25 protein-coding genes are annotated in these 23,078 nt (G+C 60.4%); 12 read left to right on the top strand and 13 right to left on the bottom strand.

Translation table 11 applies throughout. The annotated features are described in order from the left end of the window. Positions 1-79: 79 nt before the first annotated feature. From FDM28_RS03995 to FDM28_RS03980, 4 genes are read right to left on the bottom strand one after another with little or no spacing between them, the layout of a single operon-like run. Positions 80-1,339 carry a TRAP transporter large permease gene (locus FDM28_RS03995; RefSeq protein ID WP_138513244.1) on the bottom strand — a complete coding sequence of 420 codons (1,260 nt, stop codon included), beginning with the start codon at positions 1,337-1,339 and terminating at the stop codon, positions 80-82. Next, complete coding sequence (locus tag FDM28_RS03990; protein WP_138513242.1) at positions 1,336-1,842, bottom strand: TRAP transporter small permease; 507 nt, start codon at positions 1,840-1,842, stop codon at positions 1,336-1,338. The genes FDM28_RS03995 and FDM28_RS03990 overlap by 4 nt, the downstream gene beginning before the upstream one ends. Positions 1,843-1,863: 21 nt before the next feature. Next, positions 1,864-2,850 carry a TRAP transporter substrate-binding protein gene (locus tag FDM28_RS03985; protein ID WP_138513240.1) on the bottom strand — a complete coding sequence of 329 codons (987 nt, stop codon included), beginning with the start codon at positions 2,848-2,850 and terminating at the stop codon, positions 1,864-1,866. 37 nt (positions 2,851-2,887) lie between these two features. Beyond that, positions 2,888-3,637, bottom strand: a complete 750-nt coding sequence (locus FDM28_RS03980) for an SDR family NAD(P)-dependent oxidoreductase (RefSeq protein ID WP_138513238.1) — start codon at positions 3,635-3,637, stop codon at positions 2,888-2,890. A gap of 191 nt (positions 3,638-3,828) precedes the next feature. Between FDM28_RS03980 and FDM28_RS03975 the strand changes: the two genes are divergently transcribed. From FDM28_RS03975 to FDM28_RS03960, 4 genes are all read left to right on the top strand, one after another. Continuing rightward, complete coding sequence (locus FDM28_RS03975) at positions 3,829-4,713, top strand: LysR substrate-binding domain-containing protein (protein WP_138513236.1); 885 nt, start codon at positions 3,829-3,831, stop codon at positions 4,711-4,713. A gap of 277 nt (positions 4,714-4,990) precedes the next feature. After that, positions 4,991-5,563 carry a hypothetical protein gene (locus FDM28_RS03970; protein WP_138513234.1) on the top strand — a complete coding sequence of 191 codons (573 nt, stop codon included), beginning with the start codon at positions 4,991-4,993 and terminating at the stop codon, positions 5,561-5,563. A 19-nt stretch (positions 5,564-5,582) separates the two neighbouring features. Then, positions 5,583-6,221 carry an SIMPL domain-containing protein gene (locus tag FDM28_RS03965; RefSeq protein ID WP_170211581.1) on the top strand — a complete coding sequence of 213 codons (639 nt, stop codon included), beginning with the start codon at positions 5,583-5,585 and terminating at the stop codon, positions 6,219-6,221. A 43-nt stretch (positions 6,222-6,264) separates the two neighbouring features. Then, positions 6,265-6,888 (top strand): hypothetical protein, encoded by a 624-nt coding sequence (locus FDM28_RS03960; RefSeq protein ID WP_138513230.1) that lies wholly within the window; start codon positions 6,265-6,267, stop codon positions 6,886-6,888. A 310-nt stretch (positions 6,889-7,198) separates the two neighbouring features. Here FDM28_RS03960 and FDM28_RS03955 read toward each other — a convergent pair whose 3' ends face one another. From FDM28_RS03955 to FDM28_RS03920, 8 genes are all read right to left on the bottom strand, one after another. Further along, positions 7,199-7,480, bottom strand: coding sequence for a hypothetical protein (locus tag FDM28_RS03955; RefSeq protein ID WP_138513228.1), 282 nt, complete (start codon positions 7,478-7,480; stop codon positions 7,199-7,201). Between the two features lie 200 nt (positions 7,481-7,680). Next, positions 7,681-8,307, bottom strand: a complete 627-nt coding sequence (locus FDM28_RS03950) for a TetR/AcrR family transcriptional regulator (RefSeq protein WP_138513226.1) — start codon at positions 8,305-8,307, stop codon at positions 7,681-7,683. Between the two features lie 16 nt (positions 8,308-8,323). Further along, positions 8,324-9,328: an ABC transporter substrate-binding protein gene (locus tag FDM28_RS03945; RefSeq protein WP_138513224.1), complete on the bottom strand. Its 1,005-nt coding sequence runs from the start codon at positions 9,326-9,328 to the stop codon at positions 8,324-8,326. Positions 9,329-9,387: 59 nt separating this feature from the next. Continuing rightward, the gene (locus FDM28_RS03940) at positions 9,388-10,251 is read right to left on the bottom strand and encodes an ABC transporter permease (protein WP_138513222.1); all 864 of its coding nucleotides are present in this window, start codon (positions 10,249-10,251) and stop codon (positions 9,388-9,390) included. Next, positions 10,248-11,141, bottom strand: coding sequence for an ABC transporter permease (locus tag FDM28_RS03935; RefSeq protein WP_138513220.1), 894 nt, complete (start codon positions 11,139-11,141; stop codon positions 10,248-10,250). Before FDM28_RS03935 ends, FDM28_RS03940 begins: the two co-directional genes overlap by 4 nt. Beyond that, a complete protein-coding gene (locus tag FDM28_RS03930) occupies positions 11,128-11,943 on the bottom strand; it encodes an ABC transporter ATP-binding protein (RefSeq protein ID WP_138513218.1) in 816 nt (271 codons plus the stop codon). The genes FDM28_RS03935 and FDM28_RS03930 overlap by 14 nt, the downstream gene beginning before the upstream one ends. 150 nt (positions 11,944-12,093) lie before the next feature. Beyond that, positions 12,094-12,735, bottom strand: coding sequence for a response regulator transcription factor (locus FDM28_RS03925; RefSeq protein ID WP_138513215.1), 642 nt, complete (start codon positions 12,733-12,735; stop codon positions 12,094-12,096). Then, positions 12,732-14,675 (bottom strand): two-component system sensor histidine kinase NtrB, encoded by a 1,944-nt coding sequence (locus tag FDM28_RS03920; protein WP_138513213.1) that lies wholly within the window; start codon positions 14,673-14,675, stop codon positions 12,732-12,734. Before FDM28_RS03920 ends, FDM28_RS03925 begins: the two co-directional genes overlap by 4 nt. A 38-nt stretch (positions 14,676-14,713) precedes the next feature. Here FDM28_RS03920 and FDM28_RS03915 point away from each other — a divergent pair, with 38 nt between their 5' ends. From FDM28_RS03915 to FDM28_RS03890, 6 genes are all read left to right on the top strand, one after another. Next, entirely contained in the window at positions 14,714-15,751 is a 1,038-nt protein-coding gene (locus FDM28_RS03915) for a TRAP transporter substrate-binding protein (RefSeq protein ID WP_138513211.1), read from the top strand. Positions 15,752-15,900: 149 nt separating this feature from the next. Beyond that, on the top strand, positions 15,901-16,389 hold the full coding sequence (locus FDM28_RS03910; protein ID WP_138513209.1) for a tripartite tricarboxylate transporter TctB family protein: 489 nt from the start codon (positions 15,901-15,903) through the stop codon (positions 16,387-16,389). Between the two features lie 44 nt (positions 16,390-16,433). Further along, positions 16,434-17,945, top strand: a complete 1,512-nt coding sequence (locus tag FDM28_RS03905; protein WP_138513207.1) for a tripartite tricarboxylate transporter permease — start codon at positions 16,434-16,436, stop codon at positions 17,943-17,945. A gap of 57 nt (positions 17,946-18,002) precedes the next feature. Further along, positions 18,003-19,109, top strand: a complete 1,107-nt coding sequence (locus FDM28_RS03900; protein WP_138513205.1) for an ABC transporter substrate-binding protein — start codon at positions 18,003-18,005, stop codon at positions 19,107-19,109. 124 nt (positions 19,110-19,233) lie between these two features. Next, positions 19,234-19,584, top strand: coding sequence for a hypothetical protein (locus FDM28_RS03895; RefSeq protein ID WP_138513203.1), 351 nt, complete (start codon positions 19,234-19,236; stop codon positions 19,582-19,584). Between the two features lie 116 nt (positions 19,585-19,700). Further along, positions 19,701-20,123, top strand: coding sequence for a hotdog fold thioesterase (locus FDM28_RS03890; protein WP_138513201.1), 423 nt, complete (start codon positions 19,701-19,703; stop codon positions 20,121-20,123). Positions 20,124-20,141: 18 nt separating this feature from the next. Here FDM28_RS03890 and FDM28_RS03885 read toward each other — a convergent pair whose 3' ends face one another. Next, the gene (locus FDM28_RS03885) at positions 20,142-21,404 is read right to left on the bottom strand and encodes a GGDEF domain-containing protein (RefSeq protein WP_138513199.1); all 1,263 of its coding nucleotides are present in this window, start codon (positions 21,402-21,404) and stop codon (positions 20,142-20,144) included. 67 nt (positions 21,405-21,471) lie between these two features. On the opposite strand from FDM28_RS03885, the gene FDM28_RS03880 reads away from it, so the two are divergent. Both FDM28_RS03880 and FDM28_RS03875 read left to right on the top strand, forming a co-directional pair. After that, a complete protein-coding gene (locus FDM28_RS03880) occupies positions 21,472-22,314 on the top strand; it encodes a hypothetical protein (protein WP_206021907.1) in 843 nt (280 codons plus the stop codon). Then, complete coding sequence (locus FDM28_RS03875) at positions 22,311-23,075, top strand: hypothetical protein (RefSeq protein WP_138513195.1); 765 nt, start codon at positions 22,311-22,313, stop codon at positions 23,073-23,075. The genes FDM28_RS03880 and FDM28_RS03875 overlap by 4 nt, the downstream gene beginning before the upstream one ends. Positions 23,076-23,078 lie beyond the last annotated feature (3 nt).

Here is a 23,078-nt window from a genome sequence, read left to right as displayed (position 1 = left end):
CGCACGCCGCGGAACCGGCTCTGCCGGGCCGCTGGCAGCGCTCCCCTGGAAGGAGAGCGCCGCGGGCGCGCAAGGGTGGTCAATGAATCGTGAGCCAGGGCAGGTAAGCAAAGCCCAGCAGCAGACCAATGGCAACGATGTAGAAGGGGATCAGCTCCATCACCACATCACCGATACGCACTTTGGCAATGGTGCTGGTGATGAACAGCGTGGTGCCGATGGGCGGGTGGTAGAGCCCGATCGAGAGGTTCACGATCATCATGATGCCGAGCTGGATGGTGTCCATGCCCACAGCCGAGGCCAATGGCACAAACATGGGGGTCAGCAGCAGCACCGCAGCGGGCAGGTCAATAAACATGCCGGTGGCCAGCATGATCAGGTTCATCGCCAGAATGATCAGCCAGGGTTGCTGCAGGGTCTCGGTGGCAAAGCGGGTGAACGCGGCAGGCAGTTGCTCGTAGGTGACGATCCAGCCCACGATGCTGGACGCCATGATGATCAACAGCACCACCCCGGTGGAGATGCCGGCTTCCACCGCAGCATGCTTGAGCTTGGCTACGGTGAGATCGCGGTACACCAGACCCGAAACCACCAGGGCGTACAGCGTGGACATGACACTGACCTCGGTGGGCGTGGCGATGCCGAAGCGCAAGAAGATGATGATCAGCACCGGCATCAACAAGGCCGGCCCGGCTTGCAGAAACTGCTGCCCGAAAGCGCTCCACTCGAAGGGCGTGGTGTCGCGCGGAAAGTTGCGGCGGCGGCCCTGGATGTAGCAGACCAGCATGAAGCCACCACACATGAGCAGGCCCGGCAGGATGCCGGCCACGAACAGCGCACCGATGGAGGCGCCCGAGACCAAGGCGTACACGATCATCGGAATCGAGGGCGGAATCAGGATGTCGATGGTGGCCGCAGCCGCCAGCGTGCCCGCCGCAAACGGCGCCGGGTAGCCCAGCTTTTTGAGCCAGGGGATCAGCATGGAGCCGATGGCCGAGGCGTCGGCGACCGCCGAGCCCGACACGCCACCGAAGATAGTGGACGACAGCACCCCCACCTGAGCCGGCCCGCCGTGCACACGGCCAATCATCATGGAGAGCAGGTTGACCAGGCTCTGACCCAGCTTGCCGCTCACCATGAGGGCGCCGGTCAGCATGAAAAACGGAATCGCAATCAGCGGAAAGCTCTGCACCTGCGAAATCATCTGCTGCACCGCCAGATCCACCGGAATGCGACCGAGCATGAGCAGCGCCCCCACGGAGGACAACACCAAGGCGTGCGCGATCGGGATAGACGCCAGCGCGGCGATGATGAACAAGCCAATGATGAGCATGGTCATGACGAAGCTCCTTCCGACTCGGCGTCTGCGCCGGTGCTGTGCCACAAGGCAGGTATCTGGGTGAGAGTGACCACCGCCAGCAACACGAAGCCCGCCATCAGGCAGCCCACGGTGACGGAGCCCGGCACGTTGAGGATGGGGGTGTACTCGTCCGCGGATATTTCCATCAGCGGCAGCGTGGCCCAGGTCAGCCCCAGGTAAAGCACAGCCACCAGGGCCGCACCGCCTGCGAGCACCCAGCGGCGGGCGCTACCCAGGCGCTGGGTGAGCAACACCACGGCAATGTGCGAGCCGTGCTGGGCCGCCAACACCACGCCGGACATGATGATCCAGGGGAACATCAGCTCCGGCAGTTCGGACGCCCAGGCCAGGCTGGTGCCCGAGACATAGCGCAGAGCCACGTTGGCGCTCAGGATAAGAAACGTCAAGGTCAGCGTGACGTACAGCACGAAGCGACAAGCACCTCCAATGCTGCGGTTGACCCAATCAAGACAGGTGTTCATGGTGTTCCCCGATCAGCCTGCTCAGCGAGCCGCTGCAATCACCTTCTTGAGGTAAGGCCCGATGGGCGTGGCCAGCCACTTGTCGTCCACGGCAGATGTGGCCTTGGCAAACGCGGCCTTGTCCACGGTGGTCACCTGCACGCCCTTGGCTTTGAGCTCTGCCAACAGCTTGTCGTCCGCGTCTTGGGACATCTTACGTTGCAGTGCGGTGGCCTCGGTCGCGGCTTCCTGCACCGCCTTGCGGTCAGCGTCAGACAGGCGGTCCCAAGTGCGCTTGCTCATCAAAAAGGGCGTCATCTGGAACATGTGGCTGGTCAATGCCAGATGCTTCTGGACCTCATACAACTTGCTGGCGTGGATATTGACGAGGGGGTTTTCCTGCCCGTCCACCACGCCCTGTTGCAAGGCCACATACAACTCCGCAAACTTGATCTGCTGTGCATCTGCACCCAGCGCCTGCATGATGTCCACCAACACCGCGTCGGGCGGGGTGCGCATCTTCAGGCCCTTCATGTCCTCGACCTTGGTGATGGGGCGCTTGCTGTTGCTCATGTGGCGGATGCCGTTGTCCCAGTAGCCGAGCACCACCATGCCCTTGTCGGCCGTTTTCTGCGCCAGTTCCTGACCCAATGGCCCATCCAGCAACTTGAACGCTTGCGCGGGTGTGGAGAACAGGAAAGGCATGCCATACGCCGCGTACTCGGGCACTGCTGCAGACAGTGCGCCCTGGGAGTTGGCCGACATATCCAGCGCACCGGTACGCAACGCAGTCACCATGGCGGCGTCATCGCCCAGTTGGGCGGAGGGTGCCACCTGCACCTCGATGCGGCCTGCGCTCTTGGCCTTGAGTACCTCTGCGAATTTGACCGCCGCCTCATGCCGGGGGTTGCCGGGTGCAGCACCGTGGCCCAAGGTGAGTTTGAGTGCCTGGGCTTGCGCAGCCAAAGGCAGTGCGGCCGCCAGGGCGGCAACAGCGAAGAGAGTGCGCGTGAAGGTTTTGCGTTGCATGGTTGTGTCTCCTTGTATGTTTGTCAGTCAGAAAAAATCAGTGAATGAGCATGCCGCCGTTCACGTCCAGCGTGATACCAGTGCAGTACGCCGAGAGCGGGCTGGCCAGAAAAACGCATGCCCCTGCGATGTCGTCGGCACGGCCCAAGCGGGCCAGCGGCACCGTCTCTGCAATCTCGGCTTTCTTTTCTTCGGTGAGCTTGCCCTTAATGATGTCGGTACCAATGAGGCCAGGGGTGATGCAGTTCACGCGGATGCTCTCAGGGCCGAACTCACGTGCCATGGCACGGGCCAGACCCAGCACACCGGCCTTGGCAGCCGAGTAATGCGGCCCGCCCAGAATGCCGCCACCGCGCTGGGCCGACACCGACGAAATACAGATGATGGAACCACTTTGCTGCGCACGCATGGCGGGCAGCACCGCTTGCGACATGTAGAGCGTGCCGCGCAGGCTTACGTCGAGGATGCGGTCGTAATCCGCGCCGGTGATTTCCAGGGTTTTCACCGGTTGGGTAATGCCGGCGTTATTGACCAGCGCATCAATCCGGCCGAAGGCCTTGAGAACCTCTGCGGCAGCGGCATCGCACGAGGCCTTGTTGGTCACATCCGCCACCAGGCCGATATGACCCGCGCCCAGCTGGGCGGCAGCGGCAGCGGGGTCCGCGCGCTCCAGATCGAGAATGGCAACCCGTGCGCCGTGTGCGGCCATCAGGCGGGCCGTGGCAAAACCCAAGCCATTGACGCCGGCTCCGCCGGTAATGATGGCAACTTGATCTTTGAGCAACATAGCTTTATCTCCTTGGTAGTGAACAGCACCAGGAGCTCCCTTTTCCACCGCGTCCCGCCCTTCTCGGCAGGCAAGGTCAGCAGCAGGTCTCCTGTTCTGGATGCGGATTCTGGAAGCCACTCAGGTTGATGACAAGCGATTAAATGTCAGCGTAAGATGAACGTTTGTCATTTGACGTCAGGGTTGTCCCCATGTCTGCACTGCCCCCGATTGCCAATCTGCAAGCCTTTGAAGCCGTGGCCCGCCGCAAGAGTTTTGCGCTGGCCGCCGCCGAGCTGCACCTCACCGCATCCGCCATCAGCCACCAGATTTCGCGCCTGGAAGCGCATCTGGATATCCGCTTGTTTGAGCGCAGTGCGCACGGGGTGCGCCTCAGCCCGGCGGGTGAGCACTACCTTATGCACGTGGGTGCAGCGCTGTCGGCCATTACCGCAGCCACCGAGGACTTGCGCCAGGGCATTCGCAACAGCCTGTATGTGCACTCTGCCCCCAGCATTGCGAGCTTGTGGCTCATGCCGCGCCTGCACCGCTTTGCACAGGCCTACCCGGATATTGCGCTGAACCTCTCGGCTGCCCACACGCCCAGTGACTTTGCGCTGGGCCAGGCGGACATCGACATCCGCTATGGCATCCCGCAATGGGGAGACCTGGTGGTGGAGCCTTTGTTCGAGGAGTCCATCATTCCCTTGGCGAGCCCTGCTTTCATCAAGCAGCACAAGCTCAAACGCGTCGCCCAGTTGCTGGAGGTGCCTCTGATCCAAAGCAATGTGAGTGTGGTGCAGTGGTCAGACTGGTTTGCACGCTACACCGACCTGCGGGCGCCGGACCGTTTTCCCGTGCGCTTTGACCGCGCCCAGATGTCACTCGACGCGGCCACCCAAGGCCTGGGAGTGGCATTGGAGAGCGCCGTCAATGCAGGCGGGCATTTGGCCGAAGGCAAGTTGCTTGCGCTGTTCGGCATGGACAAGGCCATCCGTGTGAAGGCCCACTTTGCGGTGTACCCGCAGCGCCACGCCAAACGACCGGCGGTTGAAGCATTCTTGTCCTGGCTCCACGGCGAAGCCGCCATGACCTGAATGCGCAAGTTGCTATGAAATCAGGAGCTGCTTGCGCCTTGTATATAAGGGCTAGAAGCCGATTTGATCAAAAATCATGGCTAAAGAGTGACGCTTAGCACGACCATGAAATTTTGACAAGACCTTCCGTTGTGCCCCGCAGACGCCACCCGTTGACCTGACACGCTGTGTCTGCGAACCTCAGTCCCTAGATAGATCGCACCCGCCGTACTGAACCATCACAGGTTTCATTACGTGGTGCGATCTTCTTTTTGGGCAATTAACTTAGGGAGGACTCGTGATCAAAGACCTGCAACAACAAGCACGCTTGGATTTATTGGCGTCAAAAGCAGCAAGGCCAAGTGGCCACGCCGCCAGATTGCACAACGGCATAACGGTTGAAGTGCGCGTCAAGACACTTCGCAATGGCAAAGAGTTGTTTGGGTACAGCTACGACGGTGTACGACTGGAACACTCTGTACTCCTTCAATTGCTTTGTACTGAGACCGCGTGCCCGCAATGTCAGCAAACCCAAGCCAATTGGAAAGCATTTCGAGCTACACCCGTTGCAGCACAAAAAACTGCGTTGCCAAGCTACCAGTTCAAACATTTGGTTGAAGAAAAAGTGATTGAAGCGGCTGGCCGCAAATGCATCGCACGACCAGCAGTTTTCCAATGCAGGACGCGCTGCCCCGCCAAAGCACATCCAACCGCAGTCGTCCGAAAAACAGGGTGGGATTTGTTTGAAGATGGCCAATGTGTGGTTGGCGGCTTGATCATTGACCCCGAAACAAAAGACCAAGTCCCAGCACTCCCAAGCCTAGAAGCGGTAACGGCATGGTTGACATCAACAACTCCTGAAATTCATTGATACCAACATGGAAAAAAATATGCAACAAACAGCAGAAATTAACGTCACTGGTCGGGGTACTGTCAGTGCGTCGCCCGATGGAATTCAAATCGACTTGTCTGTCATTTCCGAAAATATCGATTATTCAGAGTGTTTATCTGTCCTGAATACGTGCGTCGCAAAAATTATTGATGGTGTTGAGCGCGCGGGCACAAATGAATCTGTATTCACTAAGTCTTACGCCATCACGGAAGTATGGACTGACCAATACGATCGTCAAAAACGCAAGTTTCAAGGATACAGTGCAACCCAAAAACTAATCGTTACCATTCCGTTGAACACAAAACTCTTGGGGTCGATTGTTCAAGAGTTAGCTAAAAGCGATAGCAATGCAGACATGGAAATATCGTTCGTTATTCGTGATATGGAGCCTTTAAAACGGGAGGCTCGAATTGCTGCAGCCGCAAAAGCGAAAGAATCTGCCACTGACTTCGCTGTAGCAACAGGACTACAACTTTCATCAGTAAAAACCATCACCTACTCAGCGGGGAAAAATGCATCGAACTCCACGCTACATATTGACTCATTATCACAATACTCAGTTAGCAGCTTTGATACGGTTACACCAGACGAAATCAGTCACGATGAGATTGTGAACATAGTGTGGCTAGCCACTTGAGACCAAATGGCACATACCTCGATATTAAACCCCGTTAATTAATATGGATAACTACAACTGCACGTGCAATGGTCTCAACACAAACTGTTTTCACTGCTATGGAACTGGACTAGTTGAAAATGCCACTCCGATGGTTGGTCGTCCTCAAAGAAATCTTGCAAATGCAGTTAACTCATCGAAAAAACAAAATTTAAAAAAACGTCCGCCAGCTCCAGCCAAAACTCGTGAATACACGAACTGTAAACAATGCGGTACGTTAGTTCGAGCAAGTCGGCTTCAGCAGCACCTTCAAAAGGCTCACCCAGTCAAGCACGCTCCAAATGAAGAAAATCCTACAAAACAGAACTCAAGTCGTCCTTTTTCAGATTCAATTATTCCGCCGTGCCCTATTTGCAGGAAACAAAAAACATCTTATGCAGAATTAAGAGTTCACTTAACAACAGAGCATGGCCGCAATTTAACCGACCCGAATAAATCAAAAAAACATTCGACAAAAACAAGCTCACGTCATTCCCAAAAGAAAACTCAAGATCTTCTTATAAAAACAAAAACTCCCGCACCAAATATCTACAGGAAACACGATCAAAGACAAGGTAAAGACGACGTCGATGCTCTAGATCATCCGTCACGGCTTCCTGGCAGCTATGGATCAGGCAAAAGACGCTGATGAGCAGTATGTTTTACAAAAAAATCTGAAGAAAAGTTTGCAAAAGCTCATCCACAGCGTGGCCTAATGTGCAAAACGCGTTTTCATTCCTTGATTTAGGGCAACTTGATCACCCGAGACGAGTGCGCCATCTTTAAGCGAACACTAACTTTGAGCTTCTTCAACTTCTCGGCAAATCGCTCGCTCTCGCGGTTTGTATCCAACATGCAGCTTTGTCAAGCAACATAGCGATATTCCCACTCATTACCGGCCCTTAACCTTTTAGCTCTTGGCTATGGCTTTGTAGTCCGCGTCGATATAGAACAAACTCTTACCTAAAACTCGATTCAAACGATCCTGGCAATATGGGTGACCACTTGCGCTTAGATTTAGGCATTTTTTTCTCTTTTATCGAAATAGCTTCTTTTAGACGAACTCTATCTTCCTCTATCGTTGTTAGTTGAAGTTGTTTTTTTAGTTTATGTAACTCGTCACGAATGATCTTCGCTGTCTTGTTTTCCCGTTCTTGTGTTTTTATAGAAATCCGTTTCAACTCATTTCTATACGCAGCGGCTTGAAACTCCGACGAGAAAGTAGAAATTCTTTCGGCCATTTTTTTACTCGATCTCATACATACGCCTCTAGACTATTTATTAACAAACAATCAACCAACCAACCATCTTGAAACGCTCTTACTTGTCGATAAACAACCTATCAATATCGTACCCATCTAAGTGCAAGCTCACTTTTCAATAAATTGGCCGTCAATGATAAAAATAAATCTCATCAACACGGCGGCCTTTTTAGTCATACCTACAAACCACATCCCCGCAAAATAAACGACACCAGATGCTGGGTGGCCCGTTCAAAATCGGGCTCGCCCAGCGCCTCCTGATTCATCACCGCGCAGATTTGCACATCAAAGTCGGCATAGGTTTGGGTGGCGGCCCAGATGGTGAAAAACAGGTGCATACCGTCTACCGGGGCGATGCGCTTGGCATCCACCCAGGCTTGCACCACGGCGGCTTTCTCCAGGGTGAGCTGGCGCAGATCGGTGGCCAGCAGCTCCCGCACCACGGGGGCACCATGCAGCAGCTCGTTGGCCCACACTTTGGAGCCGTCAGGCCGCTGTGCAGATAGCTCCATCTTGGCGCGGATGTACTGCTCCAGTGCGGTGCGCGGGTCGGCGTCCACGGTGATGCCGTGGGTAGGCACCAGCCAGTCGCTCAGAATTTGGGCCAGCACGGCACGGTACAGCACCTCTTTGCTGCCGAAGTAGTAGTGCAAGTTGGCCTTGGGCAGGCCGCTGGCCTCGGCAATGGCCGCCATGGTGGCGCCACCGAAACCGGCGCGGGCAAACACCTTCTCGGCGGCAGAAAGTATCAGGGCCTCATTCGCCTGGCGAATGAGGCCCTTGGGAGCATCGGCAACGTGTGTCATGCCGCCGATTGTCCAATTACTTTTGCGCGGCTTCCCAAATGGCATGGGAATACGCGGTCTTGCCCGGGTCTTTCTTGATCACCGGGTCGCTGCCACCGGCCAGCAACACCTTCACGGTGCGCTCGTAGGCGGCGGGCTCCAGGTAACCAATCTTCTTGGTGCCGGCGTTGGTGATCAGCTTGGCCACGTTTTCCATCTGGCGCTTTTGCACCTTCAGGCTGGCGCTGCCGGACGTGTCGGCAGCCACCACGGCTTTGGCGGCACCTTCGGGGTCTTTCACGGCTGCGTCCCAGCCCTTGAGCGTGGCTTTCAGGAACTTGCCCATGCGCTCCACGAAGGCTGCGTCTTTCAGGTTGGACTCCAGCACGTACAGACCGTCTTCGAGGGTGGCAACGCCTTCTTTTTCATAGAAGAAGGTGACCAGGTCTTTTTCCTTCACGCCCGCGTCCACCACTTGCCAGTACTCGTTGTAAATCATGGTGGAGATACACGCGGCCTGGTTTTGCAGCAGCGGGTCGACGTTGAAGCCTTGCTTCAAGATCTTGATGTCGGAGTCGGTCTTCAGGCCGAGCTTGCCCATCCAGTTGAGGAAGGGGTATTCGTTGCCGCCGTACCAAACGCCCAGGGTCTTGCCCTTGAAGTCTTTCGGGCTGGCCACGCCGCTGGCCTTCTTGCAAGTCAGCATCAGGCCGGACTGGTTGAATACCTGGGCCACGTTCACCAAAGGAACACCTGCTTCACGGGCCGCCAGAGCGGAGGGCATCCAGTCCACCACGATGTCGGCTTGCTTGCCGGCAATCACCTGGGTGGGCGCAATGTCGGGGCCACCGGGCTTGATGGTCACATCCAGGCCGGCGTCTTTGTAGAAGCCTTTGGCCGCAGCCATGTAGTAGCCGGCAAACTGGGCTTGCGGCACCCACTTGAGCTGCACGGTCACCTTGTCAGCCGCTTGGGCAGCAAGACCTGCAGCAGCCAACGCCAAGGCCAGCAGGCTCTTGGCGCAACGGGAAGAACGAATCATGGAAGGCTCCTTCTAGGGGGTTAATGAAAAACGCAACTCACACCAAACGCAGCGCGGGCTCACCCTTCGCGCACTGAGGGATGCCAGAACGCCGCGCGGCGCTCCAATGCAACTAGCAAGGCGTAGGCCACCGACCCGGTCACCGCCGCCACCACAATCGCGCCCCAGACCAGCGGCATGTTCATGCGCGCAGCTTCGGTGCTGATGCGAAAACCCAGGCCCGACGTGGGCGAACCAAAAAACTCGGCCACGATAGCGCCAATGAGCGCCAGCGTGGCGTTGACCTTGAGCGCACCAAAGATGAACGGCATCGCGGCAGGCAAGCGCAGCGCCAACAAGGTGCGCGGGTAGCTGGCGGCATAGCTGTACATCAACTCACGCTCCAGCTTGCCCGCCGCCTGCAGGCCCGCCAAGGTGGACACCAGCATGGGGAAGAAAGTCATCAGCACCACCACGGCCGCCTTGGACGGCCACTCGAAGCCGAACCACATGACCGCAATGGGTGCGACCCCCACCAAGGGGATGGCGCTGGTGAGCGAGGCCACGGGAAGGAGCCCGCGCTGCAAAAACGGCATGCGGTCAATGGCCACGGCCACACAAAAGCCCGCACCGCAACCCAGCGCCCAACCGATCAACACGGCCTTGCCCACGGTTTGCACAAAGTCGCCCCACAGCTTGGGTGCATGGTCCCCCAGCGACCCCACGATGAGACTGGGCGCCGGCAGCAGCACACGCGGCACATCGAGCGCACGCACCAGAATCTCCCAAAACAGCACCACCCACGCGCCAAACAAGGCCGCCGTGGCCATACCCACCCAGCGCGCACCATTGAGGGCGGCCATGCGGTACACGCTGTACCCGGCCACCACCGCCAAGGCCACCATGGCCGGCCAGAACCACAGAGGCGTCATTCCTTCGGTCATACGCCCCCCCGGCTACGCAACACTAGGCGCTCCACCCCGGCCACGATGCCGGTGAGTGCCAGACCCAACAGGGCCGACATGACCAGCGCCGACCAGATTTGCGTGGTCTGCCCGTAGTAGGAGCCCGTGAGCAGGCGCGCGCCTAGGCCCGCCTGCGCCCCGGTAGGCAACTCGGCAACCATGGCACCCACCAGGCCTGCAGCCACGCCCACCCGCAAGGCAGGGAACAAAAACGGTAGTGCTGCAGGCAAGCGCAGCAACCACAGCGTGTGCCAGCGGCTGGCGGCGTAGGTGTGCATCATTTCCATCTCGATTTTTTGCGGCGAACGCAGCCCCTGCACCATGGCCACGGTGACCGGAAAGAAACAGAGGTACATGGCAATAAAGGCTTTGGGGGCGGTCCCAGCAAAACCCAGGCTGCCTAGCACCACCAGCACGATGGGCGCAATCGCCAACACCGGCACGGTTTGCGAAGCCACGATCCAGGGCAAGAGCGCCTTGTCCAGCGTGCGGCTATGCACGATGAGCACCGACAGCACCAAACCCAGCAAGGTCCCGAGTGCAAAGCCCAGCAGGGTGGACTGGCCGGTCACGACCACGTGGTACATCAGATTGCGGGGCGAGTCCACCGGCCACTCGGTCAAACTCTCGTAGAAATCCATGGCCACTTGATGAGGCGCAGGCATGAGCGGACGCTCCATGGCCATGGTGGCCTCGAACAGCTCCATTTGCGTGTAGCCGGCTTCTTCATCGAGCACGCGCTCAATCGCGCCGGGCGCATTCAAGCGCCATGCGGCACCGTACCAAGCGAGCACCACCGCCAGTAGCACCACAGCCACTGGCAGCCAGTCGTGCACGATGCGTGGGGGTAGCGTTTTAGTGGTGGCCATCGGCTAGCGCCTCGCGCACTTCGTGGGCCAAGGCCATGAACTCCGGCGTGTCACGCAGGCCCAAATGGCGCGCATCCGGCAAGGGCGAGTCAATCACCTTGACGATGCGCCCCGGGCGCGGCGACATCACCACAATTTTGGTGGACAGATAGACCGCTTCAGCGATGCTGTGGGTCACAAACACCACGGTACGGCGCTCGCGCTGCCACAGCTGCTGCAGCTGCTCGTTGAGCCGGTCGCGGGTGATCTCGTCGAGCGCACCGAAGGGCTCGTCCATCATCAAAATCTTGGGCTCAAACGACAGCGCCCGCGCAATCGATACCCGCTGCTGCATGCCGCCGGAGAGCTGCCAAGGGTACTTGCCCTCAAAGCCCTTGAGGCCCACGCGCTCCAGGTGCTCCAGCGCAATGGCTTTGGCCTCGGCCTTGCCTTTGCCCTGAATTTGCAGCGGCAGGGTGACGTTGGCCAGCACATTGCGCCAGGGGAACAAGGCCGGCGCCTGAAACACATAGCCGTAGGCCCGGGCCAGCCGCGCATCGTGCGGGCTCACCCCGTTGACCAGCACCTCGCCGGCGCTGATGTGCTCCAGGTCGGCAATCACCCGCATCAGCGTGGTTTTGCCGCAGCCCGAAGGGCCGATGAGCGAGACAAACTCGCCCTCGCGGATGTCCAGATCAATATCAGACAGCGCATGCACCGGCGTATCGGCGGTCTGGTAGACCACGCTGGCATTGCGCACAGCCACCGCAGTGCGGGCAGCAGAGGAGGTGGCCTGAAGGCCGGATGCTTCGGAATGGTTCATTGACACACAGTAGCAGGAGTCATGGTTGCACCACATCTGGGCGCAACCGCCGATTCAACCCATACAAGTTAACCAAACGGTCAACTTATGGATGCATCCTAGCGAGTTCCGTGCCAATCAGGCCATGGGGGTTTGTACGGGGACCGCCGCTCAACCCTTATCAGCCGGCGTGCCCATGGGCTGCAAACGGCCTAGCTTGTGGGCGAGCTCAATGGCCGAACTCACGCCCATTTTTTCGAAAATATTGGCGCGGTGGAACTCCACCGTGCGTGGGGTGATGCCGAGGTGGTCGGCAATGTTCTTGTTGTAGTGCCCCAGGATGAGCTGGTCCAGCACCTCGCGCTCGCGCGGGCTGAGTGACGCCAGCGCGTAGCGCAGGCGGTGGGCTTCCTGATTGGCATCGCCATCGGCCGCCGCAGCGGCCAAGGCTTGCTCCACGCGGTCCACCAGCAGGTTGTCTTGGAACGGTTTTTCCAGAAAATCCCAAGCACCGTTTTTCACGGCCGCCACGGCCATACCCACGTCGCCATTGCCGGTCAAAAACAACACCGGCCAGGGGCAGGCCAAGGCCTTGAGTTGCTCAAACACCTGCAGGCCGGTCATGGGCACCATGCGGATGTCCAGCACCACCACCGCCTGCTCCCACACCCCTGCACGGGCTTTGACGGCGTCCAGAAAGGGCGGGCCACTGTCCCAGGTGGTGGCTTTGTGGCCGCGCGAGTCGAACAACCATGCCAAGCCTTCGCGCATGTCGGCATCGTCATCAACAATGTGAATGGCTGCAGTGCTCACGGGGCGTCTTCCATAGGGTGCTTATTGTGCGGCAGGCTCACCGTAAAGCGGGCACCGCCCAGTTCCGGCGAGCGGTCGACCTGGATGCGGCCATGGTGGGCGTCCACAATCGAGCGGCAGATGGCCAGGCCCATGCCCATGCCGCCCTCTTTGCTGCTGAAGAAAGCATCGAAGATGTGCGCCTGGTTCTCCTCGGGCACACCGGGGCCGTTGTCGGAAATGCTGATTTGCGCCCAGTCCTGCTCCAGGCGCAGCCCCAGATGCAGCTGCGGAGTCGCCGAGTGGGCTTGGGCCGCCTCCTGGGCATTGGTCAACAGGTTGTTGAGCAAGTGCTCGATCAGCAGCTCATCGGCATTCACCCACACCGGAGCGGCGTCCGGCACCGCATGGGGTGCCATGCGTTGCAGCACCGGAATCAGGTCCAGCCGTTGCAGCGAAATTTCGCGGCGTCGTGCGATGGCATTCACCCGTTGAATGATGCGGCCGGCCCGCTCGGCCAAACCGGCAATGCGCTGCACCACGGGGGCGGTTTCTCCCGGGCTGATGCGGCCTGCGTTCAAGCGGTTGAGCAGGCCGGTGGCAAAGCTGCTGAGGGCGCCCAAAGGCTGGTTGAGCTCGTGGGCCAGTGTGGAGGCCACCTCCCCCACCGCCACCAGCCGGCCGGTAGCCTCCAACCGCTCCTGCTGTTGCGCGGCCACCGCCTGTGCGCGCTTGCGCTCGCTGATATCGAGCACCGAACTCATCCACCCAATGTGCTCACCCGTGGCTGTATGCAGAGGGGCCTCGTGAATCAACACATCCAGCAGACGACCATCGCGGTGCTGGAACTGCACCTCTACGCCGTCCAGGCCGGTACCGTGGGCCAAAACATCACGGTGTACTTGCTCGATATGGCTGTCATCGCCTTGCGGCCAATACGGCATGGGAGCAGACACGCCCACCAGCTGCTCCGCGGGGTACCCCACGAGCCGGCAGAACGCCTCGTTCACATAAAGCACACGCCCCGTCATGTCCCAAGCGCGCAGGCCAATGGTCACCGAGTTCTCCATGGCCGTGCGCAGCGCAACTTCGGCCTGCAGCCGGGCTTGCACTTGCTGGCGTTTTTGAATGTCGCGGCGCAAGGCCCAGAGACTCACCAGCATGCCCCCGAGAAACACCATGGCGACAAGCAAAAACAGGCGCGGCACCATGGCGGCCTGATCCTGAATGGGGGTCACCTCCAGGTACACATCGGTACCCGCCAGATTCATGGCTGCACGAAAGGGTTTGCGGCCACCGGGTGCGGGCGGCGCGGCGCCTTCATCCAGCACCAGACGAACGGCGTGGTTGCGGGTAAACCATTCGGGTACCAGCGCCTGCACCGCCACATCGAGCGACAAGCCGGCCACGTAGTTGCCGACAAAATAGCCGCGCTCAAAATAAGGCACCGCCAGCCACACCAGCGGCATCAGCGAGCCGGCGCTATCCCGCATGGGGCCGGCGTAGGCAGACCGGCGCAAGCCGCGTGCCGTAGCGTCCATGGTGGCGAGAGCCTGGGCGTTCAGGGGGTGGCGGCTCTCATCGGTGTGCCACTGGGCCGGTGCCGCACTGGCGGGCGCCCCGACCCACCCCTGAGCCAGCAAAACCCCCGGCTCACGCCACAGCAGCCCGCCCCGCACGTCCGCAGACTGGCGGGCTGCAACACGCAAGTCCTCCTCCAGGCGACGAAAGTGAAACTGCACACTTTGCTCCAGCCACTGCGCATCGGCAGCCTGGCGGCGCGTATCCTCCTCCGCCTCAAAGTGCTGCAAATAGAGCACCAACGCAATCACCGAGGCCACTACCAGCGTCAAAAAACCCAGTAGCCACAGGCCCGGCCACCCGCTGCGCACGCCCGTACCTGCCGCCGTATTGCGCAGGGCGGCAAAGTCAAATGCGGGAGAGGTGGTGCGCTCGGGCATGGAGGGGTCTGAAAAAGGGCCCTCGCATAATAGCGACCATGCCCACCGCCCCTACCGCACCCACGGCCCTTTTGCCCCGCCGCCGCTGGCTGCAGGCGGCCGCGGCCAGCGTGGCCAGCGGTCTGGGCACACCCGCCCACAGCGTGCCGACCGGCACGATACGTTTGTCGCATGTGGTAGCCCGCGACACCCCCAAAGGCATGGCACTGGAGCGCTTCCGGGCACTCGTGGAAGAGCACAGCAAAGGCCGCCTGCGCGTGCAGATTTATCCCCAAGGCCAACTCTATGGCGACCACGATGAAATGCAGGCCCTGCAACTGGGCGCCATCGACATGGTGGCCCCCTCGCTCTCCAAGTTCGGGCCCATCGGCTTTCCGGAGTTTGAGCTGTTTGACCTTCCGTTTGTGTTTGACAGTGTGGACGCCGTGCGCCGGCTGACACGGGGCGCCGTCGGCCAGAAACTGCTGCGGGGACTGAACCGCCAGCGCCTTTTGGGACTGGGTTTCTTTGACAACGGCTTCAAGCACATGAGCGCCAACCGGCCGCTGCTGGAACCCCGCGATTTTGTGGGGCTGCGGATGCGGATACAGGGGTCCCGGGTGATCGCACAACAGATGCGCGCTTGGGGGGCCATACCGGTAACGCTGCCCTTCAGTGAAACACGCAGGGCACTGGAAACCGGCGTGGTGGATGGCACCGAAAACCCGGTCTCCAACTTCTGGACGCAGGGCATGCAGGCCGTGCAAAGCGACTTGAGCCTGACGGCGCACGGCTACCTGGGGTATGCCGTGGTGACCCATCAGCGCTTCTGGGACAACCTGGCCTACAGTGACCGCCGCCTCGTCCAAGGCGCCCTGGACGAGGCCCTGGTCTTCGGGGATGAAATCGCCGATGCACAAAACGACAAAGCCCTTGCCGCCCTCCACCTGACCGGGGCAGCCAACATCCACAACCCATCCCCTGCCCAACTGCGCCTGCTCAAGCGCGCTGCGCAGCCGGTGCACGCAGAACTCGCAGCACGCATAGGGCAGGACTGGCTCGACACGGTGCAAAAAGCCCTTCAAAAAACAGCCTAGGGTTTTTACCGAAGGGTTTTCCCGAGCTGTTGAACGCCACAGTTCCCTTGGCCTTGCCCCCTCGATAACCTTCGCCCCGCGGAGTCCGGATACGGCTTGCAGCAAGCTGCGGACACCAGATCGTCGCCATAACAATGAGGGGCATTCACTTGAAAATCCAAAGTCAAAAAGACTTCTACTCCGGCCTGATGTTCAGCGTGGTCGGCGGCAGCTTTGCCATGGGCGCCAGCGGCTACCAGATCGGCACCGGCGCGCGCATGGGCCCGGGCTACTTCCCGCTCATCCTGGGGCTGATGCTCACCGTACTGGGCTGTGCCATTGCAGCCAAGAGCATGCTCACCCCCACGCCGGACGGCGACAAGATAGGCAAGTTTGCCTGGAAGCCCCTGTTCTTCATCATTGCCGCCAACCTCGTGTTCGGCGCCTGCATCGGTGGCCTGCCTGTGCTGGGCTTGAAACCTCTGGGCCTGATCGTGGGCATCTATTTGCTCACCTACATCGCCAGCCACGCCGGTACCGAGCACAACTTCAAGGAAGTGGCAGTACTTGCCACCATCCTGGCCGCCCTGAGTTTTGTTGCCTTCATCCTCCTCCTCAAGCTGCAGTTCCCCGTCTGGCCTGCGTACTTCACCGCCTAAGTCACGAATTACGTCACGACTGACACATCGACTGGAACTCAAGCATGGAACTCTTTAACAACCTCGCCCTGGGCTTTGGCGTGGCCTTCACCGGCCAGAACCTGATCTACGCCTTCATCGGCTGTTTGCTGGGTACTTTGATCGGGGTACTTCCCGGCATCGGCCCCTTGGCCACCATCGCCATGCTCTTGCCGGCTACCTATGCGCTCCCGCCGGTAGCTGCCTTGATCATGCTGGCCGGCATCTACTACGGTGCCCAGTACGGGGGATCCACCACTGCGATTCTGGTGAACCTGCCCGGCGAGTCTTCGTCGGTGGTGACCGTCATTGACGGCTACCAGATGGCCCGTAACGGGCGAGCCGGTCCTGCGCTGGCCGCAGCGGGTCTGGGTTCCTTCTTTGCCGGTTGCGTGGGTACCTTGATCCTGGCGGCCTTTGCAGGCCCCTTGACCGAGCTGGCCTTCAAGTTCGGCCCTGCCGAATACTTCAGCCTGATGATTCTGGGCCTGATCGGTGCGGTGGTGCTGGCTTCGGGCTCCCTGCTCAAAGCCATTGCCATGATCGTGCTGGGTCTCTTGCTGGGCATGGTGGGCACCGATGTGAACTCCGGGGTGGCCCGTTTCAGCTTTGACATCCCGGAGCTCACCGACGGTATCGGCTTCATCGTGATCGCCATGGGCGTGTTCGGCTACGGAGAAATCATCAGCAACCTGGCCAAGAGCGAGAGCGAGCGGGAAGTGTTTACCGCTTCTGTATCCGGTCTGATGCCTACCAAGGAAGACTTCAAGAATATGTTTCCTGCCGTGCTGCGTGGAACCGCTTTGGGCTCCTTGCTGGGTATCTTGCCCGGTGGCGGTGCAGTGATGGCCGCCTTTGCGGCCTACACCCTGGAGAAGAAGACCAAGCTCAACCCCGGGGAAGTCCCCTTCGGCAAGGGCAACATCCGTGGGGTAGCAGCCCCTGAAGCGGCCAACAACGCAGGAAGCCAGACGTCTTTCATTCCTCTCCTGACCCTGGGTATCCCACCCAATGCGGTGATGGCCTTGATGGTGGGTGCGATGACCATCCACAACATCCAGCCCGGCCCGCAGGTGATGACATCCAATCCCGAACTGTTCTGGGGTCTGATTGCCTCCATGTGGATCGGCAACCTGATGCTGGTGATCCTGAACCTGCCGTTGATCGGTATCTGGATCAAACTGCTCACAGTGCCTTACCGCTGGCTCTTTCCGTCTATCGTGCTGTTCTGTGCGATCGGGGTGTATTCGACCAACAACAACACCTTTGATATCTGGATGGTGGGCTTGTTCGGGGTGATCGGCTATCTCTTCATCAAGCTGGGGACGGAGCCTGCTCCGCTGCTCTTGGGCTTTATTCTGGGGCCGATGATGGAGGAGTATCTGCGCCGGGCATTGCTGCTCTCCCGTGGCGACTGGAGTGTGTTTGTGACACGGCCTTTGTCTGCTAGCCTGTTGGTGGCGGCTCTGGCGCTCCTGGTGATTGTGTTGCTGCCTTCGGTCAAGGCTAAGCGGGAAGAGGCGTTTGTGGAGGATTGAGGCGGCGGCGAAAGCACGGATGTAATACGCTCCCCTTTTTTTCGAAGGCTCTCTTCTATGACTACCCTGCGTGCTGCCCTGATCGGACTCTGGTTTGCAAGTGCCTGTGTTTCAGCCAGTGCCCAACTGAAAATCGGGCAAACCACCGGAGTCACAGGGGCGGTTGCCGCCACCGTCAAGGAGAGCAGCCTGGGGGCGCAGCTGTATCTGGATGCCGTCAACGCCAAAGGAGGCGTGGGAGGCGAAAAAATTGAGCTGATCACGCTGGATGACAAGTTCGACACCCAGCAGGCCCTGGCAAACGCCAAGGAGCTGATTGAGCAACGCGGCGTGCTGGCCCTGTTCATGACCCGGGGCACCCCGCACACAGAAGGCATCATCCCGCTACTGGACCAGCATGGCGTGTCGCTCATCGGCCCCTCCACCGGTGCCATGGTGTTGCACCAGCCGCTGAAGAAAAATGTGTTCAACGTGCGCGCTACCTACCAGCGCGAAGCGGAGCGCGCCGTTACCCATCTGGCGGCCACCGGCATGACCCGCTTGGCGGTGATCCACGTGGATGACAGCTTTGGCGCAGACGGGCTGGAAGGCACCCAAAAAGGCCTGGCAGCCGCCAAGCTGACGGCGGTGTCGATTGCCAAGTTCGATCGCAGCAAGCCGGACTTCTCCCAGATCGCCCCGGCCATGGCCAAGCTGGCACCGCAAGCCATCACCATCATCGGCTCGGGCACCGCTGTGGTGGATGCCATCAAGGCCCTGCGCGAAGCGGGTTGCAGTGCCCAGTTCATCACCTTGTCCAACAACGCTTCCGGCGGCTTCATCAAATTGCTGGGGAACCACGCACGGGGCGTCATCGTGACGCAGGTGCTGCCCCAGTCCCCCAACTATGCGCTCGTGCAAGAAGCCTCCGCCCTCGCCAAAGCCCAGAATGTGCTGGAAGTAAGCCCGGCCATGCTCGAAGGCTTTGTGTCGGCCAAAGTGCTGGTTGAAGCACTGCGCCGTGCCGGCCCCAAACCGACCCGGGACAAGCTGCACGCCGCCCTCGAGGGACTGCGCAATTTCGACATCGGGGGCTTGACCCTGAACTTCAGCACCACCGACCACACCGGTCTGGATTTTGTGGATCTCTCCATCATCACGGCGTCCGGCAAATTCCGGCGCTAGCGGTGCCGGCCCGTTGAGAGACGCATCAGCTGCTTTACAAACGTTTACGCAACGCCGGTAAACGGTGTAGTGCCGGGGACTGTTAAGTACACATGGCAACATCGCCATGCACTGAAGAAGTTCTATGTTGAAACAATCTCTGATCGCTACAGCTCTGGTTATCTCTACCTTTGGCGCCTTTGCCCAAGCCCCTGCGGCCACCCCCGCAACACCCGCCGTCGCCGCAGCCCCTGCTGCCGCCAAGGCCACCGAAGCAGCGAAAGAGAAACACGCCGAACACAAGGCGGACGCAGAAGCCATGAAGGCCAAGCATGAAGAGATGAAGGGCCAGCACGAGGCCATGAAAGAAAAGCACGCTGCCAAACGTGCCGCCCACAAAGAAAAGCGGGAACACCCCAAGGCCGACAAGGCGGCTACACCCGCCGTGCCAGCGACCCCTGCCGTGCCTGCTGCACCGGCAACACCTGCCAAGTAAACCCCGCACTGGCAGCGACCGCTGCCCCTGCACCAAGGCCATCCACGTGATGGCCTTTTTTACGCCGGTATCTTGGCTATATTGAGGTCTCCGTTTCACCGATTCAGGACACTCCCATGCGCATCTGGCAACAACCGGTTTCTCTCGACATCTTGCAGCACATCAGCAAAAACACCGCCGTCGAACACTTGGGCATCGAGTTTTTAGAGGTGGGAGAGGACTACCTGGTGGGCCGGGTGCCGGTAGACCACCGCACCCACCAACCCTTTGGCCTGTTGCACGGTGGCGTGTCGGTAGTGCTGGCAGAAACGCTCGGGTCCTGTGGCGCCGGTTTTTGCATCCCGCAAGGCTATAGCGCGGTGGGTCTGGACATCAATGCCAACCACCTCAAAGGCGTGAAAAGCGGCTGGGTCACAGGCACGGCCCGCCCGGTACACCGGGGCCGCAGCACCCAGGTCTGGCAGATCGACATGCGCAACGACGCGGGTGAGCCGACCTGCGTATCACGCATCACCATGGCGATTCTGGAGCCCCGTTAAAGCCCTCAACCCGCAGGCTCAGGCGCTCTCCACCCGGTTGCGGCCATTTTGCTTGGCGCGGTAAAGAGCTTGGTCTGCACTGCTGATCAGGGTGTCCAGATCTGCTGTGCCCAACCACTCGGGCACCACGGTGTGAAACCCCACACTGATCGTGAGCGGAATGGCACGGCCATCGCGGGCTGTGAACGGGGTGTTTTCCACCTCCAAGCGCAACTTTTCCGCCAGCACCCAGGCTCCAGCGGCATCGGTATCGGGCAGCACCACCAAAAACTCCTCCCCACCCCAGCGCCCTGCCAAATCCTGCCCGCGCAGGCGGGTCTTGAGGCAAGCAGCCAGCTCACGCAGCGCCCGGTCGCCACTCAGATGGCCGTAGCTGTCGTTGATGGTCTTGAAGTAATCCACATCCAGCATCAGCACCGTCAGGGGCTTGCCATTGCGAATGGCTTGCGCCAGGTGCAGGGACAGGGCTTCCAGAATAAAACGGCGGTTGCTCAGGCCGGTGAGTTCGTCCTGCATGGCCAGGGTACGGTTGCGCTCGTCGGCCCGCTCGTTGGTCATCAGCACCAGGCCTTGGCACACCATCATCAAGGACACCGCGACAAACAAAAACGTGGCACTCAGCAAGGGGTTAGGGGTGGTGATGGAGCCGATGCCCACCGCCCCCGACAGCGCACCCACCGTACGCAGCAAAAAGGCCACACCAATGGCGAGAAAGCTGCCCATCACAATGTAGGCCCCGCGCCCGGTGATGCGGTGCCGCTGGGACGCCAACTGCCAGACGATGAAAGAGCACTGCCAGGCAATCACCAAGCCGGCAATCACAATACGGATTTGCGGATGCCCCAGCAGCGCCAGGTAAACCACCGCCACAAACGGCACCGGCGCCCACACCAGCCAGCGGGGCCACCGGACCTGCAAGAACTGCTGCACGCCCTCGGACATCAGCGCAAAACTGGCCGCCAACAAGGCATTGGCCAGCACCACCGAAATCAAGTCGCTGACATGGCCACGCAGCATAAACAGCACGTAAGTGAGCGTGTGCAGGCCCAGGCCCCACGCCCAGTAGCGCATGCCATCGCGCTGGAAGCGCCGTGCCCCGGAGGCCAAGGTCGCACTCACGGCGGCACTCAACACCAGAATAACCAGCAATAACGTGGGCGTGTGGAGCTCAACCATACCCACAAGATAACGCAGTTTGCCCCCGCTGCGCCTCGGGATGACTACCAAGCCGCGTACCGGCTTGTCACCATGCAGGCGACCCGCCATACTGGCTGCACCCATGCACCAGCCGCTCGTCCCAGGTCTCCCATGTCTGCTGCGCTCCCTGCCTGTACAGCGCAGGCAGCTGTTGACGGTTGCCGCCGCGGCCAGCGCAGGCCGGTGGGCGCGCGCTGCTGCGCCGGATCTGTGGATTGCAGCCCCCTCGGACGTGCTGCGCGATTACGCCCTGTTTCTGGCGAGCCGCGATGTCGCCGACCTGCGCAGCTTCGACGGCCCCCATGCCCGCCGCGATGTGATGGAACTGGCCGTGCTGCTGCGGGAAATCCACCACCAATTGCCCGAGGCCCGCCCCGAGCTCACGGCCATCGACAGCTACCAGCGCGCCTTGGTAGAGCTGCGTGCCGGCCGCATCAGTGCCTTGGGCACCACCGTGTGGCAGGTAGACCTCCAGAGCCTGGGCAAGACCGTGTTGCCATCGCCAGCCCTGTTGCCCAAGGGCGGGTTCGTGGTGGGCCTTTACACCGCCGCCTTCAACCGCAAAGCCCTGGACGCCAAACGGCTGCGCGACTTGCAGACGCTGAGCGTGGTCTCCAACAGCGACTGGACCGCCGACTGGAGCACCCTCAAAGCCCTGGGCTTCCAGCAGATGGTCGACATGAAAACCTGGCGGCAAATGGTGCTCTCGGTGGCGCGCGGCCGGGCCGATGTGATGCTGGCGCCGTTTCCGGCTAGCGACGACCTCTTGCTTTTAGCCGAAGGTGTCACCCTGCTCCCCATCCGGGATGTGAGCCTGGCCGTGCAGGGCTCGCGGCACCTGGCGGCGTCCAGCACGCCTGGCGGGCAAGCGATTGCAGAGAGTGTGTTCCCTGCCCTAGGGACACTGGTTGCCAATGGCAGCCTCAAGCGCGCCTACCGGGAGTGCGGCTTCATCAATGCACGCACCAGCCAATGGCAGGTGTTGAACCTGTGAGCCTGCGCCCTCGCCCCCCTGGTGCCGTGTGGGCCGTGGCAGCAGCGCTGCTGCTCAGCAACCCGAGCCTGCGCGCCCAGCCGGGCGGTGAAGACCCCGGCAACCAGTACTACCGCTACAACAATACCGAGCTGGAGGCGGTGTGCCAAGCCATGTCGCCCAGCCGCTATGTGAGTGGCCTGACCGATGGCGCCTGGTTCAGCCTGCCCGGCGGCGGGCGCACCTACTTTTACCGCTCCGCCTGCTACCTGGAGCTGGTGCGCCGCACCGGCCGCGCCGAGCTGTGCCCGCAGGTGGTGGAGCGCCGCACGCTCCTGGGCGACGGCTCCAGCCACACCCCGCAGCGCTGCGCGCAAGAGGCCGCCGCCTTTCTTGCGCGCCAGCAACAAAGCGCGAAGGACCAGGCCGCGTTTGCCGCCTCCGTGGAAGGAGCCTTTCACATCAGCGCGTTGCGGGCAACACCCTTGCCCAAGCAGAACTGGCAACTGGAAGTGCAGCTGGAGGGGGCGCGTGCCGGCAACTACCAGCTCCAAGTGGTGTCGGTGCGCGACGGCCGGGTGCTACGCCAGGAAACGCTCACACTGAACCAGTCCCAGGCCCTACGCTGGGAGCTGAGCCGGGCCGAGGTAATCGGCACCACCGCGCTGCCCAACATCTTCCCGATGGCGGTGCGCATGACCTACTCACTGCCCGCGACAGCTACCACCCCTGCCATAGAGCACAGCACCGGTATCCAGAACTTTGTGCTCTCGGCGGAATAGCAG

Source organism: Rhodoferax bucti (assembly GCF_005876985.1).
Classification (GTDB): Bacteria; Pseudomonadota; Gammaproteobacteria; order Burkholderiales; family Burkholderiaceae_C; genus Allorhodoferax; species Allorhodoferax bucti.
The sequence above is the reverse complement of the archived record's forward strand: the minus strand, read 5'-3'. Positions and strand labels throughout refer to the sequence as shown.

Coding starts and splice junctions, on each gene's coding strand:
- FDM28_RS03995 (WP_138513244.1), bottom strand. CDS start 1,339: ATGACCATGCTCATCATTGGCTTGTTCATCATCGCCGCGCTGGCGTCT.
- FDM28_RS03990 (WP_138513242.1), bottom strand. CDS start 1,842: ATGAACACCTGTCTTGATTGGGTCAACCGCAGCATTGGAGGTGCTTGT.
- FDM28_RS03985 (WP_138513240.1), bottom strand. CDS start 2,850: ATGCAACGCAAAACCTTCACGCGCACTCTCTTCGCTGTTGCCGCCCTG.
- FDM28_RS03980 (WP_138513238.1), bottom strand. CDS start 3,637: ATGTTGCTCAAAGATCAAGTTGCCATCATTACCGGCGGAGCCGGCGTC.
- FDM28_RS03975 (WP_138513236.1), top strand. CDS start 3,829: ATGTCTGCACTGCCCCCGATTGCCAATCTGCAAGCCTTTGAAGCCGTG.
- FDM28_RS03965 (WP_170211581.1), top strand. CDS start 5,583: ATGCAACAAACAGCAGAAATTAACGTCACTGGTCGGGGTACTGTCAGT.
- FDM28_RS03960 (WP_138513230.1), top strand. CDS start 6,265: ATGGATAACTACAACTGCACGTGCAATGGTCTCAACACAAACTGTTTT.
- FDM28_RS03955 (WP_138513228.1), bottom strand. CDS start 7,480: ATGGCCGAAAGAATTTCTACTTTCTCGTCGGAGTTTCAAGCCGCTGCG.
- FDM28_RS03950 (WP_138513226.1), bottom strand. CDS start 8,307: ATGACACACGTTGCCGATGCTCCCAAGGGCCTCATTCGCCAGGCGAAT.
- FDM28_RS03945 (WP_138513224.1), bottom strand. CDS start 9,328: ATGATTCGTTCTTCCCGTTGCGCCAAGAGCCTGCTGGCCTTGGCGTTG.
- FDM28_RS03940 (WP_138513222.1), bottom strand. CDS start 10,251: ATGACCGAAGGAATGACGCCTCTGTGGTTCTGGCCGGCCATGGTGGCC.
- FDM28_RS03935 (WP_138513220.1), bottom strand. CDS start 11,141: ATGGCCACCACTAAAACGCTACCCCCACGCATCGTGCACGACTGGCTG.
- FDM28_RS03930 (WP_138513218.1), bottom strand. CDS start 11,943: ATGAACCATTCCGAAGCATCCGGCCTTCAGGCCACCTCCTCTGCTGCC.
- FDM28_RS03920 (WP_138513213.1), bottom strand. CDS start 14,675: ATGCCCGAGCGCACCACCTCTCCCGCATTTGACTTTGCCGCCCTGCGC.
- FDM28_RS03915 (WP_138513211.1), top strand. CDS start 14,714: ATGCCCACCGCCCCTACCGCACCCACGGCCCTTTTGCCCCGCCGCCGC.
- FDM28_RS03905 (WP_138513207.1), top strand. CDS start 16,434: ATGGAACTCTTTAACAACCTCGCCCTGGGCTTTGGCGTGGCCTTCACC.
- FDM28_RS03900 (WP_138513205.1), top strand. CDS start 18,003: ATGACTACCCTGCGTGCTGCCCTGATCGGACTCTGGTTTGCAAGTGCC.
- FDM28_RS03895 (WP_138513203.1), top strand. CDS start 19,234: ATGTTGAAACAATCTCTGATCGCTACAGCTCTGGTTATCTCTACCTTT.
- FDM28_RS03890 (WP_138513201.1), top strand. CDS start 19,701: ATGCGCATCTGGCAACAACCGGTTTCTCTCGACATCTTGCAGCACATC.
- FDM28_RS03885 (WP_138513199.1), bottom strand. CDS start 21,404: ATGGGTGCAGCCAGTATGGCGGGTCGCCTGCATGGTGACAAGCCGGTA.